This window comes from Candidatus Nitrospira neuquenensis, from assembly GCF_979578155.1.
This window is the reverse complement of the sequence record NZ_CEFZDU010000011.1, coordinates 225540-239185: the sequence shown is the minus strand read 5'-3', so window position 1 is coordinate 239185 and position 13646 is coordinate 225540. Positions and strand designations below refer to the sequence as shown.

The 13646-nt window shown below is 67.9% G+C and carries 15 protein-coding genes, 1 tRNA gene and 1 pseudogene; 9 read left to right on the top strand and 8 right to left on the bottom strand.

From position 1 onward, the window contains the following. Positions 1-2: 2 nt before the first annotated feature. Complete coding sequence (locus AC1U7O_RS06235; RefSeq protein WP_479893773.1) at positions 3-602, bottom strand: hypothetical protein; 600 nt, start codon at positions 600-602, stop codon at positions 3-5. A gap of 140 nt (positions 603-742) precedes the next feature. Between AC1U7O_RS06235 and AC1U7O_RS06230 the strand changes: the two genes are divergently transcribed. The 6 genes and pseudogenes from AC1U7O_RS06230 to AC1U7O_RS06205 form a co-directional block, all read left to right on the top strand. Beyond that, complete coding sequence (locus AC1U7O_RS06230; RefSeq protein ID WP_479893772.1) at positions 743-2050, top strand: DUF3987 domain-containing protein; 1308 nt, start codon at positions 743-745, stop codon at positions 2048-2050. Positions 2051-2295: 245 nt separating this feature from the next. Continuing rightward, positions 2296-2643: a hypothetical protein gene (locus AC1U7O_RS06225; RefSeq protein ID WP_479893771.1), complete on the top strand. Its 348-nt coding sequence runs from the start codon at positions 2296-2298 to the stop codon at positions 2641-2643. Further along, positions 2640-2909, top strand: a complete 270-nt coding sequence (locus tag AC1U7O_RS06220; protein ID WP_479893770.1) for a hypothetical protein — start codon at positions 2640-2642, stop codon at positions 2907-2909. Before AC1U7O_RS06225 ends, AC1U7O_RS06220 begins: the two co-directional genes overlap by 4 nt. A gap of 650 nt (positions 2910-3559) precedes the next feature. Then, entirely contained in the window at positions 3560-4501 is a 942-nt protein-coding gene (locus AC1U7O_RS06215; protein WP_479893769.1) for an integrase domain-containing protein, read from the top strand. Continuing rightward, positions 4498-4788 (top strand): hypothetical protein, encoded by a 291-nt coding sequence (locus AC1U7O_RS06210; protein WP_479893768.1) that lies wholly within the window; start codon positions 4498-4500, stop codon positions 4786-4788. The genes AC1U7O_RS06215 and AC1U7O_RS06210 overlap by 4 nt, the downstream gene beginning before the upstream one ends. Positions 4789-5022: 234 nt before the next feature. After that, positions 5023-6117: pseudogene (locus AC1U7O_RS06205) on the top strand (tyrosine-type recombinase/integrase); the annotation flags it as partial. A gap of 141 nt (positions 6118-6258) precedes the next feature. Here the strand turns inward: AC1U7O_RS06205 and AC1U7O_RS06200 are convergent. The 7 genes from AC1U7O_RS06200 to AC1U7O_RS06170 all read right to left on the bottom strand — a co-directional run bounded on the left by AC1U7O_RS06200 (position 6259) and on the right by AC1U7O_RS06170 (position 10389). After that, positions 6259-6335 (bottom strand) — tRNA-Arg (locus AC1U7O_RS06200). A gap of 177 nt (positions 6336-6512) precedes the next feature. After that, on the bottom strand, positions 6513-6818 hold the full coding sequence (locus AC1U7O_RS06195; protein WP_479893767.1) for an RNA recognition motif domain-containing protein: 306 nt from the start codon (positions 6816-6818) through the stop codon (positions 6513-6515). Positions 6819-7061: 243 nt separating this feature from the next. After that, the gene (locus tag AC1U7O_RS06190; protein WP_479893766.1) at positions 7062-7562 is read right to left on the bottom strand and encodes a shikimate kinase; all 501 of its coding nucleotides are present in this window, start codon (positions 7560-7562) and stop codon (positions 7062-7064) included. Next, on the bottom strand, positions 7559-8413 hold the full coding sequence (locus tag AC1U7O_RS06185; RefSeq protein ID WP_479893765.1) for a shikimate dehydrogenase: 855 nt from the start codon (positions 8411-8413) through the stop codon (positions 7559-7561). Before AC1U7O_RS06185 ends, AC1U7O_RS06190 begins: the two co-directional genes overlap by 4 nt. Beyond that, on the bottom strand, positions 8414-8734 hold the full coding sequence (locus AC1U7O_RS06180) for a DUF5666 domain-containing protein (RefSeq protein ID WP_479893764.1): 321 nt from the start codon (positions 8732-8734) through the stop codon (positions 8414-8416). Positions 8735-8755: 21 nt separating this feature from the next. Continuing rightward, on the bottom strand, positions 8756-9511 hold the full coding sequence (locus AC1U7O_RS06175; protein WP_479893763.1) for an SDR family NAD(P)-dependent oxidoreductase: 756 nt from the start codon (positions 9509-9511) through the stop codon (positions 8756-8758). Then, complete coding sequence (locus AC1U7O_RS06170) at positions 9508-10389, bottom strand: tRNA (adenine-N1)-methyltransferase (protein WP_479893762.1); 882 nt, start codon at positions 10387-10389, stop codon at positions 9508-9510. The genes AC1U7O_RS06175 and AC1U7O_RS06170 overlap by 4 nt, the downstream gene beginning before the upstream one ends. A 148-nt stretch (positions 10390-10537) precedes the next feature. Here AC1U7O_RS06170 and AC1U7O_RS06165 point away from each other — a divergent pair, with 148 nt between their 5' ends. From AC1U7O_RS06165 to AC1U7O_RS06155, 3 genes are read left to right on the top strand one after another with little or no spacing between them, the layout of a single operon-like run. Beyond that, positions 10538-11875 carry an NfeD family protein gene (locus AC1U7O_RS06165; RefSeq protein WP_479893761.1) on the top strand — a complete coding sequence of 446 codons (1338 nt, stop codon included), beginning with the start codon at positions 10538-10540 and terminating at the stop codon, positions 11873-11875. Next, complete coding sequence (locus AC1U7O_RS06160) at positions 11872-12672, top strand: slipin family protein (protein ID WP_479893760.1); 801 nt, start codon at positions 11872-11874, stop codon at positions 12670-12672. Before AC1U7O_RS06165 ends, AC1U7O_RS06160 begins: the two co-directional genes overlap by 4 nt. 30 nt (positions 12673-12702) lie before the next feature. Further along, positions 12703-13398 carry a potassium channel family protein gene (locus AC1U7O_RS06155; RefSeq protein ID WP_479893759.1) on the top strand — a complete coding sequence of 232 codons (696 nt, stop codon included), beginning with the start codon at positions 12703-12705 and terminating at the stop codon, positions 13396-13398. Positions 13399-13646 lie beyond the last annotated feature (248 nt).

The window sequence follows — 13646 nt, the reverse complement described above, 5'->3', positions numbered from 1 at the left end:
GCTCAACCTCGCGCGTGACCCAACGCGCCTTCGTCCGCCCTGCCGGTCTGCTGATCGGAGGCAAGCATCTGCTTGCGCCGGGCGCGGAACAGGCGCTGCTGCATCAGGTTTCGGCAGCGCGCGCTGCAATAGTGTTGGGTGTGACGATCAGGCTCGAACAGCTGGTGACAGATTGTGCAGAACCGGGGAGGTAGACCACGGCCTTGCTGCTCGGCCAGCATCCGCCGCGCGATCTGCCGATAGGCCTCTGAAAACGGCTCATGCGGGTTGGTCTTCATCGTCGCCACCAACCAGCCCGTCAGGCTCCATGGCGGCGTGCCTGATGTGGGCGCCAGCCTCCTGAGCGTCTGGTCATCTGTCCCCACCCACCGCCAGAAATCCTGCCAATCCTCTTTCGTCAAGGCGTCCTGCGTCCAACGCTCGACAAACTGCTTATAGCGCCGCCAGTGCTGTTCTGCCGCGTCCATCCAGGATGGAAACGCCTTTCGAAGGAGGGTTGCTGCGCGCGTCACGGATCCTGCGTGCGCGTACATCAGTTGATACAGATCATCGTTCGTCTTGGCGTTGTACAGATCGAGGTAGAACCGATCGTCGGAGGCCATGAGATCCATCTAGCATGAGATGATGTGAATTGACAATGGCTGTGCACCATCGTACAATGAACAATAGTCATATATGCAGTTAGGCCCTGCGACTCGCCTCGCCCGACAAAGCCGAATTAGCTTGGACTGCGGGGGGGAAGATGAGGAGAGCGGACATCCCGGGCGTCGGTGAGACGATGGAGGTGCGCTGCGGCGACGGAGCTCCGGCGTCACAGCCGGATGCGACCGGACCGACCGAGAGCTGGCCGCGCCTCCCGCCGGCGGCCCGGCATGGGCTGGCCGGGCGGATCCTGGCGGCGATGGAGCCCCACACGGAGGCCGATCCGGCGGCGCTCTTGCTGCAAGTGCTCACGGCTGTGGGCTCGGCCGCGGGCCGATCCGCGCACGACCAGGTCGAGGACGACCGCCACTGCGGGAACCTGTATTGTCTGTTGGTCGGGCAGACCTCGCGCGCGAGAAAGGGCACGAGCTGGGGTCGGGTCCGTCGGCTCATGGCCGCCGCCGACCCGACCTGGGCCCAGGGCTCCATCGCGTCCGGCCTGACGAGCGGGGAAGGGCTGGTCGCCCGCATCGGCGACGATCAGACAGAGACCTCCTACGGCGACGCGCATAAGCGACTGCTAATATATGAGCCGGAGTTCGCTCGGGTGTTGCGGGTCTTGGAGCGGGAGGGGAATACGCTCTCCGCGCTCATCCGGGAGGCCTGGGATCGCGACACCCTGCAGGTCCTGAACAAGGTGTCGCCGCTGCGCGCGACCGGCGCGCACGTCTCGATCATCGCCCACATCACCGCGGAGGAGCTGACCCGGCTGCTCGGGGAGATCGAGATGGCCAACGGCTTCGGCAACCGTTTTTTGGTAGCGTGCGTTCGACGGAGCCGCCTCCTTCCCCGGGGCGGTCACCTCACGGATGAGTCCCTCGCCCCGCTGGTGCAGGAGCTGCGCGCCGCGCTCGACCACGCAGGCCAAACAGGACGGATGCCGTGGACGGACGCCGCGGCCGCGCGCTGGGAAAGCATTTACCCCGAGCTGACCGCCGACGTCCCTGGCCTCGCCGGGGCCCTCTGCAGCCGGGCGGAGGCGCAGGTCGTGAGACTCGCGCTGATCTACGCGCTGCTCGATCGGGCGCGGGAAATCGACCTCTGCCATCTGCAGGCGGCGCTGGGCGTCTGGGCGTACTGCCGACGGTCGATCCACTACCTCTATGGGGATCGGACGGGGGATGCCACGGCGGATGCGATCCTCGGACACCTTCGCGCCGCCGGCGGACGCCTGTCCCGATCGACCCTCTCGGCCCGCCTCGGGCGGAACGTCGCCGCGCAGCAGATCGATCATGCGCTCGGGGTCCTCTGCGAAATGGGCCTGGCGACACTCGCGCAGCACGCCCAGGCCGGGAAAGGCCGCCCCGTACAGATCATCACGCTGACCACCCAGGAGAATGCCCCCTGAAATACGAAAAAAACGAAAAAAATCGGGGGATGACGAAAACGCTCGAAAAATCAAGAGGTTACGGGAGGATTTTCTTGCACGAGCTAAAACAAGAAATACGAAGAAAATCCCCCGCGGGACGACCGGGATGAATTTCTTCGTATTTTCTTGCAGTGGAGCGTGGCTGAGAAACATGCGGAAACTCAATGAGTTCTGATTTTTTTCGTTTTTTTCGTTTTTTTCGTAACAAGGGGGGGGAAACCAGCATGGACGAGCTAGAGGCGAGGCTGAGGGCGTGGGAGGTGTACGACCAGCAGGTGGCCTCGGGGGACCGTCCGAGGCCGGAGCAGATCCAGGTCGGCGACTGGGTGTGGTGGCGGACCGCGCGCGAGGGGGGGGAGCGACCGCTGTGCCCGGTGGTGTGGCGGGACCAGGACTGGTTCCTGGTCGCCTATCGCGGTCGGGAGTGCGAATGGGGTTGGGCCTGGGTCCCGGCGGCGGCGATCACGGCCCATGTGCCGGCGAGGACGGTGTATCACGAGCGCGATCGCCGCGCTCGGGTCGGGGGCGTGAACGCCACGCCCCAAAAAAGAAGGAGGTCCATGAGCAGATGAAGCCCAACGATCTGCAGGCCGCCCTGGCGGCCGAGCTCCAGCAGGAACGCCACGAGACCGTCATCCGCTACGCCGTCACCCTGTCGGGCGAGGTCGCGGAGGCCTTCGATCGCCTGCATCGCGACCTCGGCGGAGACAGTACCCTCAGTCGCGGCGAGCTGACCGCGCGCCTGTTGCGGCGGATGCTGGTGGATGCGCGGGACTCGGAGCGGCGGGCGCGAGCGCGGAAAGTGGCCGAGCCCGTGACGGCGGGCGCGGAGGGGTGAGCATGCGGGCGAACCGCGCCGACTCCGCCCCCTGGCGAGGGGCCGTGGGCACTCTCTGTCTGCGACGCCGTAAGGCGGAGCGGACAGAGAGTGCCCACGGAGGCAGGCTGGGCGCGGCGATCAGGCGCGAAACGGACAATGCGTGCAAGGGAAAACACAATGTCCGCGCGGCGGGGGAGCCGGCGGCGGGGGGCGGAGGACCCGTCGCCGGCCAGCCGCCGCGCGGACGCGGCGCGGGGGACACACTGACGAGCCCCACCCGACGCCGCCCGGACCCCAGGGGGCGAAACTCGCAGCCGCGAGTCTGTGTGACGAGCGAGCCGCGCGCCAGCAGAGGTGTGATCCTCTACCGCGATGCCCAGGTCCAAGTCCCGGATCGCGTCCAGGGCTCTCGCACGCGGCGAGAGACGCGCGCTCGCATACCCTCGTGGCGAGCAGCCGCCGACGAGTGAACGATGGGCTGCCGTGCGCGTCGCGGGCCCGTGGGGTTCGCGCGCGCAGAAGGAAGGGGCCAGGCCTCGCGTGCGGACGCGGCACGCGCGGCCTGGCGTCAGACGGACCGCACTCTCCGGATCGGGGAGCCATGTCGTCGCGCTCATGCGCACGGCGTGGGGTCGTACCTATTCACGGATTCATGGACGGGGACCAGGATGACCGCCAGACGCGATTGGACGCGGGAGCTCGCCGACCTGTTGCGCGTCCACGGCCGGATCAGTCACGACCGGGCGCGGGTGGTGAGCACCGCCACCCTCGAGAAGCGGAGCGATGTGCTCTATGCGGCGTTTCGCGAGCTGCGCGCGCTCGGCTACAACCTGCCCAGCGTGCGCGGCCTCGGAGGCCGGCACGTGCGGGCGCTGTGCGAGGCGTGGACGGCGCGGGGCCTGAGCGCCGCGGAGTGGCAGAGCCGCTTGTCCGTTCTGCGGACGTTCTCGGGATGGATCGAGAAACCGGGTCTCGTCGATCAAGTGGCGCGAGCGTACCGCGCCGAGACCCGGCGGACCTACGTCGCGACACGTGACAAGAGCTGGGCAGGCCGGGGGGTCGACGCGCGGGCGCGGATCGCGGCGCTCGCCGAGCGCCATCCGCGGGTCGCCGCGGCGCTGGCGCTCCAGCGCGAGTTCGGCCTGCGGGTCCGCGAGTCGCTGATGCTCCGCCCGCATCTGGCGGATCGGGGGACCTACCTCGCGATCACCCGAGGGACGAAGGGGGGGCGGGATCGCGTCGTGACCATCGAGACCCCCGAGCAGCGCGCCGCGCTCGAGCGGGCCAAGGCGCTGAGCGCGGGGACGGAGAGCCTGGGCCAGGGGGGGCGGTCGGGCATGACCTATGCGCAGGTGCGCCGCGAGTACTACCACGTCCTCGAGCGCGCGGGGCTCACGCGCGCGAGCGGCCTCACCAGCCACGGGCTGCGACACGAGTACGCGCACGAGCAGTTCCAGCGGCACACCGGGGAAGCCAGCCCGGTGCGCGGGGGGGACCCGCGCGAGGTCCCGCCGGAGCGGCTGGCGCTCGCGCGGCTGACCATCGCGGAGGATCTGGGGCATTCGCGCGAGAGCGTCACCACCGCCTACCTGGGGAGGATGCGGCGATGACGTGTCCGGACTGCGTCCGACGAGACAAAACAATCCAGGGGCTGCGGGCCGCGATCGGCCGCTGGCAGGCGAAGGCGAAGGGGGCGATCGTCAGGGAGCCGATGGTGGTGCAGGAATCCCTCGACCGGACCATGACGCACCGCACACTGATCCAGACGCTCTATCCAGCCGAGATGCCGGCCCGCGAGGTGTGGGAGGCAGTCTGTGGCGAGTACGGGGACACGGTCGAGCGCATCGAGACCCGCGGGGGCATGTGGCTGGCCCAGCTCCGGACCTGGATGCGGTAATGTGTCCGAGCGGGCGATCGGCGGGGGAGCCCGCGTACCTTGATCTGCGGACTCTCGCGGCGTACGCATCGTGCTCGGTGCGGTGGCTGCGGGCTCGGCTGGCGGACCCGCGGCATCCGCTGCCCCACTACCGCATCGGCGGGAAGAAGCTGTTGGTCAAGCGCGAGGACTTTGACGCGTGGCTGGATCGGTATCGGGTCTGCCGGCGGGGCGAGGATCTGACGCAGCTGGTCGATGAGCTCACCGCGGCGGTCTGCGCGGGGGGCGACGGGGGGGGACAGCGAGGCCATGGGGGTCCAGGTGCGGGAGTGGAAAGGGGCCTGGTGGGTGTTCGTCGCTCATCGGGGGAAACGCAAGGCCAAGCGCATGGGCGTGGGGGCGGCGGGCAAGCACGCCGCTCAGGTCGCCGCGACGCAGATCGCCGCCCGGCTCGCGCTGGGGCACAGCGCCTTTCCGGCCGAGGGCCCCAACCGGACGTTGGCCGAGTACGCCGCGACCTGGCTGGAGCACATTCGCCAAGTCCGAAAACCGAACACGACACGCGATTATGCGAAACGCCTCGGTCAGTGGGTTCTCCCCGCGCTGGGCTCGCTCCCGCTCCAGGCGGTCACGCGCGACAAAGTCCGGGCGTTCGTGACGGAGCAGCTGGCCCGGGGGCTGGCCACGAAGACGGTGGCGAATACGGTGCGGGTGCTGTCGAGTCTGCTGAGCCAGGCCGTGGAGGACGGGCTGGTGTTGACCAACGTGGCGCTCAAGCCGGGGCGCTTCCTGCCTGGGATCTCGAAGCGGCGGAAAGTGACCCCGCTGACGCGCGAGGAAGTGCGCATCCTCCTGCGGACCATCCAGCGCCAGGCCCCGCGGTACTACCCGCTCTTTCTCTGCGCGGTTCGGACCGGGTTGCGGCTCGGGGAGCTGCTGGCGCTGCAGTGGGGAGATCTCGACCTGCGCAGCCGGTACCTCCTCGTGCAGCGGTCCTACAGCCATGGACACGTCACGACGCCGAAAAGCGGCGAGGTGCGGCGGGTCGACCTCTCGCAGGAACTAACACGGACGTTGAAAGACCTCTACACCGAGCGGCAGTGGGAGGCGGCGGCGACCGGGAAGGCGGGATCGCCCTGGGTGTTTTGCGGGGAAACCGGAGGCCTGCTCGACCCAGACAACCTGCGGCATCGGGTGTTCTATCCGGCCGTGAGAGCGGCGGGCCTGCGCCAGATTCGGATTCACGACCTCCGCCATACCTTCGCGAGCTTGCTCCTGCAGCAGGGCGAGAGCCCGGTGTACGTCAAAGAGCAGATGGGGCACTCGTCGATCCAAGTCACCGTTGACCTGTACGGGCATCTCATCCCGGGAGGCAACCGTCAGGCGGTTGATCGGCTCGACGAGGTGCCGGCTGAGGGCGAATCTGCAACCCCCGCGCAACCGGCCGGCGCGCCCCGGCACGGCCAGGATGCGGAAGTGCTGGAAATACCGTGGTGCGCCCGGCAGGACTTGAACCTGCGACCTGCGGGTTCGAAGCCCGACGCTCTATCCAACTGAGCTACGGGCGCACGCGCGTTATTGGAAGCACGCGGCTGAAGGACTTGTCAAGGTGGGAAATCTCGGGAAGCAGACAGAGCGCAGCGGCGTGAGGCAAGTCCCTCGATCAGCCCGGCCGGAAAGGGGGCAAGCCTTGGCCTCGCCCCCCGCCGTTGCACCGAATGCCGCGGAGCGGCTTGGAGTGGGAGCTACCAGCGGTCGCCGCGCTCGCCGCCGCCGCCACCACCACCGCCGAAGGGGCGCTTCTCCTGCGGTCTGGCCTCGTTCACCACCAGTGTGCGGCCGCCCAGCGAGGACCCGTTCAGAGCGGCGATAGCCTTCTGGGCTTCCTCCCCGGTCGCCATCTCCACGAACCCGAACCCGCGCGACTGGCCGGTGTAGCGATCGGTGATCACCTTGGCGGACTGCACCGTCCCATACTGGGAGAACAGCTCATTGAGCTGCTGCTCGGTGGTGGAATAGGGCAGGCTTCCCACATAGAGTTTCGTACCCACGGCGACCTCCTACACGTCTCGTGACATTGTCTTGGAGGAGAGGGAAGGGGAGAAGGAGGTGGGACGCGAAGGCGCGTCACTGCTCGGCACCATCAGGTCACGCACGCTTTCCGGCCAGCTTCCTCTCGCAAGGCAACATCGACCAGGGCCTCTCCGCTCGGCTCTCCATCACTCGGCCCCGCAGCGATGAATTGCAGGCGAAAGGATAGCACGACCTCCCAGGCATTGCAACAGAGGGCAGGGTCAGGCCAGGGCCAGGATGGCCTCGGCGACTTCGGCCGGCGACCGGCCGTCCGTGGGGACCGTATGATCCGCCGCGGCCCGGTATTTCGGCAGGCGCTCGCGCAGAACCTCTTCGACTTCCTCGGTAAAACTCTTGGTGCCACTCAGGGAAGGCCGCTGGGTGTCCCCGGCGATCCGTTGGGTGATGGTGCCAACCTCCGCCGTGAGCCAGACGAGGCGGCCATGGGCTTTCAGCCGGTCCACGTTCTCCTGTCTGAGGATGGCGCCGCCCCCTGTGTCGATGATGAGCCGGTCTTTCCCGCCGAGGTCTCGGCAGACCTCTGACTCGAGGTTTCGGAAGTGCTCCCAGCCGAACTGCTTGACGATTTCCGGGATGGTGAGCCCCGCCCGGCGGACGACCTCCGCGTCGGTGGACACGAGCTCCCAGCCCAATCGCGCGGAGAGCAATTGCCCCACCGAACTCTTCCCCGTGCCGCGATAGCCGATCAGGACGATGTTCATGCGAAGCGGGATTCCAGGACGGTGCGCATCACGGCGACGGGCGCCGGCTTGCCGGTCCAGAGCTCGAACTGGCCGACGGCCTGGTTCAGGAACATCTCGACCCCACGGATCGTCTTGCAGCCGGCCGCCTTCGCCTCCCGAAGCAGGCGGGTTTCGAGTGGGTTGTAGACGATATCCATGACCGTGAGATGGGGCCGCAGGAGCCGCGCCGGGACGCAACTCTCCTCGACCTTCGGGTACATGCCGACGGGCGTGCAATGCAGCAGCACCCCGTGCTCTTCCAGCGCCCTTGTGAGCGTCTCCTCGGTGATCGGCCCCTCCTCCACCGTCACGCCGGCGCGCGAGCGGAGGTCGGCCGCCAAGGCCCGACGCTCGGGCTCCTCGATCCCGAGGATCGTGAGCCCCCCGATCCCGCCGTCGAGCGCGAGGGCGAAGGCGATGGCCCGCGCCGCCCCACCGGACCCCAGGACCACCACACGCTGGCCCCGGAGCGGGCTCCCCGCATCCCGCAGGGCCCGAAGCGCCCCCGAGGCATCGGTATTCGAGCCGATGAGCCGCCCCCCCTCGACCAGAATCGTGTTCACCGACCCGATGTGGCGCGCCGTGGGCTCGACCTCATCCAGCAGCGGCAGCACCGCCACCTTGTGGGGGATCGTCACGCTGAAGCCGCGCAGGTTGCCCAGGGCGCGCAGTCCCCGGATCGCCCCCTCCAAATCCTCGACGCGGAACGCCAGGTAGACGTAGTTCAGCCCCAGCGCCTGGAAGGCCGCGTTGTGGATGGCCGGGGACAGGGAATGTTCGACGGGGTTGCCCAGGAGACCGCAGAGTTTCGTGTGCGCGTTGATCTCCATCTACTTCTTCGACACCCTCTGGGCCAGGTAGGCGGACCCGTTCATGACGTAGCGCACGACGACCGCATCGCCCTTCTTCAATGACTTGAACGTCGCGCCCTCGAACCGCGTCTTGTCGTCCACGACGAAGGTGAAGCGCGTCCCGCCCCCCTCCTTCACGACCGTCAGTTTGTTGTAGGCCGGGTCTACCTTGAGGACCGTGCCCGCAAAGTCCGCGGCGTTGTCCGCCACCGCATCGGCCGAGCCGCCCGCGAGCCCCAGGCAGACCAAGCCGACGATCACGAGCAGGAACCGCCCGCCGATTCCCTCCCGCCTGGTCATGTGAATCCCCCCTCCCCGGTGCTATTGCGCCGTCATGCCGCCGTCGATCGGGATGAGGCTTCCGGTCATCCACGCGGACTCGTCCGAGGCGAGGTAGGCGATCAGCGCCGCGATCTCCTCCGGCGTGCCCGGCCGCCCCTGCGGATAGACCGCCATCACCCGGGCGAGCCGGTCTCGGTCCTGGATGAGCGGCGCGGCCATCGGCGTGTCTACGAGGCCGACGCACAGGGCGTTGCAGCGGATCCCTTGCCTGGCATACTCCACCGCGACACAGCGGGTGAGGGCGTTGAGCGCCCCCTTGCTCGCGCTGTAGGCGGCGATCGCTGGAATCCCCACCAACGCCGCGATGGACGAGATATTGATGATCGACCCGCCGCCGGCCTTGAGCATCTCCGGGATCACCGCGCGGGTCATCCGGAACACGCCGGTCGCGTTCACGGTCATCTGATCGTCCCAGGTGGCGTCGTCGGTTTCGTGCAGCATCGGGCCGGCGGTGAGGATACCGGCGTTGTTCACCAGCACGTGCACCGCTCCGTACGCCCGCACCGCCTGGGACACGGCGGACCGGACATGGGCTTCGTCGGCGACGTTCCCGGCTACCGGCAGCGCCCGCCCCCCGTCGCGGAGGATCTCGCCGGCCACCCGCTCCACGGCTTCCTTGCGCCGGCCGGTCAAAACCACCGCGGCTCCCTCGCGCGCGAAGCGTTTCGCGGCCGCCGCACCGATACCCGTACCGCCGCCGGTGACCAGGGCCACCTTGCCGTCCAGCCGTTTCACGCTTCGCCTCCTCCCTCGCCACCCCCCGGCCCGTCGGCGGCTTCCTCCGTGTCCACGGGTGCCTCCGCGCACATCCCCCGCCCCCACAGCCCGGGCTCCACCTTGCGGGCGACCGTGATGAACCCCGAGTGCGCGACCATCCGGTGATCCGGTCGGACGCTCCGGCCCTGGACGTTCCAGGTCCGCAGCAAGGTTTCGAAGGTCTGGATCATCGCGAAGACGGCTTCCCGCTCCAGCGCCTCGACGGTCTGCATCACCTGGGGGATCGTGGGCACGAAGCTGAGGTAGAGCCCGCCGGAGCGCAGGGCGGTCGCGGCGTGGGGCACGATCCGCCAGGGCTCCGGCAGGTCCAGCACGATGCGGTCGAAACGGCCCGCGTCGCTCTCCGGCTCGATCCCCTCTGCCGCATCCCGCTGACGGAGGGTCAGGGTCGGCACCGGGCCGAGGTAGCGCTCGATGTTCTTGAGCGCGGTCCGTGCGAAGTCCTCCCGCGCCTCATAGGTCACGACCTCCCCGCGGTCGCCGACCGCACGCAGGAGGGCCATGGTCAAGGCCCCGGACCCCGTGCCCGCCTCGAAGACCCGAGCACCCGGGTAGACATCGGCCCACACGGTGATCATGGCCAGGTCCTTGGGATAGATCACCTGGGCGCCGCGCGGCATCTTGAGCACGTACTCACCGAGGGTGGGATGGAGCGCCAGCATGCGCTTGCCCCGCGAGAGCGTCACGAGAGAGCCGTCCCGGAGGCCGATCAGGGCATCGTGGGGGATGGTTTCGCCGCTATGCTGGAAGACCTCGCCGGCCTTGAGCGTCAGGGCATACTGGCGCCCCTTCCGGTCCACCAGATGAATGCGCTGACCGTCGCGAAGTTGTCTCATCGCGGGCCATTCTAGGGGCATGACCTGGACCATTGCAACCGACTCCCCGGCTCCCCCTTCCTTGACAGGGTTTCCCCCTGGCCGTATGATCCAACTCGTTTCACGCAGTTCCACCAAGGTCTTCCCGATGAGGCAGGGGGGGCGCGGCATGGCCTCGCGCATCCGGCATCGAGCCGGAGTCGGCCTACTCCTCGCGTGGGTGCTGGCCGCGCCGGGGGTCCACACCGGCCCGGCCCGAGCCGCCGAGGGAACGCCCCCCGCCGTCGTCCTCGCCACCTATGAGGGCGTGATCAACCCGGTCACCGCGGAGTACGTGCACGATGCCCTGCACTTCGCCGAGGAGTCGCGCGCTCAGGCCCTCGTCCTCCGCCTCGACACCCCCGGAGGCCTGGACAGCTCCATGCGTCTGATCGTCAAGGACATCACGAACGCGTCGGTCCCCGTGGTCGTCTACGTGGCCCCGTCGGGCGGGCGGGCGGCGTCCGCCGGCGTCTTCATCACCCTGGCCGCTCATGTCGCGGCCATGGCGCCGGGGACCAACATCGGCGCGGCCCACCCGGTGGCAATGGGCGGCGGGGAGATGGACAGGACGATGAAGGAAAAGGTCGAGAACGACTCGGTCGCCTACATCAAGTCCATCGCGGACCAGCGGAAGCGCAACGCGACCTGGGCGGAGGATGCGGTGCGCAAGAGCGTGTCCGCCACCGAGAAGGAGGCGCTCTCGCTCAAGCTCATCGACCTGGTGGCGGAGGACCTCCCCCGGCTGCTCGATCACCTGGAGGGGCGGACCGTCGCCCTGACCGGAGGACCGGTGGTGCTGCATCCCAAGGGGGCCCCGCTGGTCGAGTTCGCGATGGGCTGGCGGTTGGAAATGCTGAAGGCCCTCAGCGATCCCAACATCGCCTACGTCCTGATGACCGTCGGGATGATCGGGCTCCTCGCCGAGCTGTACAACCCCGGAGCAATCCTGCCGGGGATCGTCGGCGCGATCAGTCTGATTCTCGCCTTCTATTCCCTGCAGTCGCTCCCCGTCAATTACGCGGGGGTGCTCCTGATGCTGCTGGGGATCATCCTCTTCATTCTGGAGGTAAGCGTCACGAGCTACGGACTCCTGGCGATCGGAGGCGTCGTGTCGCTGGTGCTCGGGTCGCTGATGCTCATCAAGGCGGAGGCGCCGTTTCTGCAGATCTCCTGGGCCGTGATCGCGCCCGTCGTCACCCTGGCGACCGCGTTCTCCCTGTTCGTCGCCGGAATGGCCGTGCGGTCGATGCGCCGACAGCCGCGGACCGGCCGCGAGGGTATGGTCGGCCTGGTCGGCGTGGCCAAGACGGCCCTCGTGCCCCAGGGGAAACTCCTCGTCCACGGCGAGCTGTGGGACGCGGTCAGCGAACAGCCGCTCCAGGCGGGCGAGCGGGCGGAAGTGACGCGGATCGAGGGGCTAAAACTCTACGTGCGCCCCGCCACCAAACCGGGAGAGGCCCGATGAACCTCCTCTTCAGCCCCTTGCTCCTGTTGGTCCTGGCCGGGCTCGTCGTGGCCATGGGCTTCCACGTGCTGCGGGAGTACGAGCGCGCGGTCGTGTTCCGGTTCGGCCGCCTCGCCAGCGGGATCGTCGGCGGCAACGGCCCGGGTGTCGTCATCATCATCCCTTTCATCGACAAGCTCGTCCGCGTGAGCCTTCGGACCGTGGCCATGGATGTCCCGCCCCAGGACGTGATCACCAAGGACAACGTATCGGTCAAGGTGAACGCGGTGATCTACTTCCGTGTCGTGGACCAGCAGCGGGCGATCGTGGAGGTCGAGGACTACCTTTACGCGACGTCGATGATGGCCCAGACGACGCTGCGCAGCGTGCTCGGCCAGAGCCAGCTCGACGACCTGCTCGCCAAGCGGGACGAGATCAACGCGGAGCTGCAACGCATCATCGACGAGCAGACCGAGCCCTGGGGCGTGAAGGTCTCGGCGGTCGAGGTCAAGAACGTGGACCTGCCCCAGGAGATGCAACGGGCCATCGCCAAGCAGGCGGAAGCGGAGCGGGAACGACGCTCGAAGATCATCCACGCGGAGGGCGAGTTCCAGGCCGCCCAGCGGCTGGCCGATGCGGCCCAGGTCATGGCCCAGCAGCCCATGGCTCTGCAACTGCGCTATCTCCAGACCCTGGTGGAGATCGCGGCGGAGAAAAACTCCACGACGATTTTCCCGGTGCCCATCGATATCCTGACGCCCTTGATCCGGAAGCTGACCGACGCGGATCGCCCCGCCGAGGGACCCCGGCCGGGCTGATCCGGTCACGGCAGAGAGCGAGGAGAACACGTGGCGACCAAGCGACAGTTCGCCGTCATCGGGCTCGGCCGGTTCGGGTACAGCGTGGCGGAAACCCTCGTCAAGAAGGGTTGCGAGGTCCTCGCCATCGACCGCGAGGAGAGCAAGATCCAGGCGATCAGCGACCTCGCCACCTTCGCGGTCCAGTGCGACGCCACGGATGAGCGGGCGTTGAAGGCCGTCAGCACCCAGAACGTGGACGTGGCGGTCGTGAGCATCGGCGAGAACATCGAGGCCAGCATCCTGATCGTCCAGACCCTCAAGGAGATGGGGATCAAGTCGATCATCGCCAAGGCAGTGACCAACATCCACGGGAAAATCCTGACCAACCTCGGCGTCAACGAGGTGATCTACCCGGAGCGGGACGCCGCGGTCCGCCTCGCGCACCGCCTGGTGTCGCCGAAGGTCCTGGAGTACCTGGAGCTGGCCCCCGGCTACAGTGTCGAGGAGATCACCGTGCCCGACAAGCTCGCCGGTCTCCGCTTGCAGGAGGCCCGCATCGGCGAGCAGTACCGGCTGAACGTTATCGGCATCAAGAAGCAGGTCACGAGGATGGTGAAGGGGCGCATGGTCAAGGACGAGGTCTTCAACTTCACCCCTGCCCAGGAGGACATCGTGGAGAAGGGCGACGTCCTGGTCGTCATCGGCAAGGAAGAGGACTTGGACCGTTTCAGCAGCTTCGAATAAAACGTCAGTGTATTCAACGACTTATGGGCACGACGCCGAATACGCCCGCAGCCCCTTGATTTTCCCCTCGGCCGACTTATTTTCTTCCTTCACCAAGTCCGGTTTGCCGGCCCTCCCCTCTGCAGGCCCACGCCCTCGGTGAAGAGTTCCTCCCGGCTGCCCGATGAGGGTGAATCCTTTGTCCCTTCCTCGGCACTGAGAAGAAGGGGGACCCCTCTCCCCCGAAGAGGGGGCTGAAGCGGCAGGTC